Here is an 832-nt window from a genome sequence, read left to right as displayed (position 1 = left end):
GGCTATATTGGCCGTTACATGAAACGGGGACCTATCGCTCTTCATCGCATCATCATGTATGACGGGGAATCTGTTTGCTTTAGTTATCAGGATAAACGGGATGGCGAATGGAAAGTTGAAGAAGTGGCTGTGATGGAATTTATCGGACGACTTGTTCGACATATTCCAGATGAACAATTTAAAATGGTTCGCCACTATGGGTTGTATTCTCGTCGAATTAAGACGCTCATGAAAGAAGTGGTGAAACAATTTCAACGTGAAGCCCAACGCGTGTTGATTAATGCGAAGAAAATGATTAAACCGGTAGGTTGGCGAGAGCGACGCATAGAATCATTTGGAGAAGATCCTTTGGAATGTTCGGAATGTGGCAATGTGATGGAGTTCCGAGGGATAGCTGTGCTCAAAAAAGGGCACCTAACCCTTCAATTTGCGAACGATGTACTTGCCAAAAAATATATTAATCGGGAGATTGAAATCATTGAGTCGGAAACGTATAAATGTAAGAAAAAAGAAGCAACGCGAAAAGCTATTAAAAAATATCGGTTCAACTGGGACCAACGCGAAAAAGAAATCAACGAACGTTATAGAGTTCATTTGTCGAACATGTAAAGAAAGAGAAGAGATTCCGAAAGAGATAGTCAAACATTTCGATAGTATGGATGGTGGGGATCCGATGGATCCCCCAAGATTTAGTTGTGAACGATGTGGAAATGAAATGGTACCTGTTTATTATAAGAGTGTTCACGGTATTATCTATGATTATTCAGAACTCAAAAAGTAAAGGCTACGCACTATCCCAAAAAGGGCGAAGGCGTAGCCGAAGCTTTTTTTA

1 protein-coding gene is annotated in these 832 nt (G+C 40.6%); it reads left to right on the top strand.

Annotation, left to right across the window (positions count from 1 at the left end; all coding sequences use genetic code 11):
- Positions 1-609 (top strand): transposase (locus tag ACYVLS_RS08890; RefSeq protein WP_460323699.1); only part of this gene is annotated, 609 nt, incomplete at its 5' end.
- Positions 610-832 lie beyond the last annotated feature (223 nt).

Source organism: Alkalibacterium psychrotolerans (genome assembly GCF_054784355.1).
This window is presented reverse-complemented; position numbering and strand designations above follow the sequence as displayed.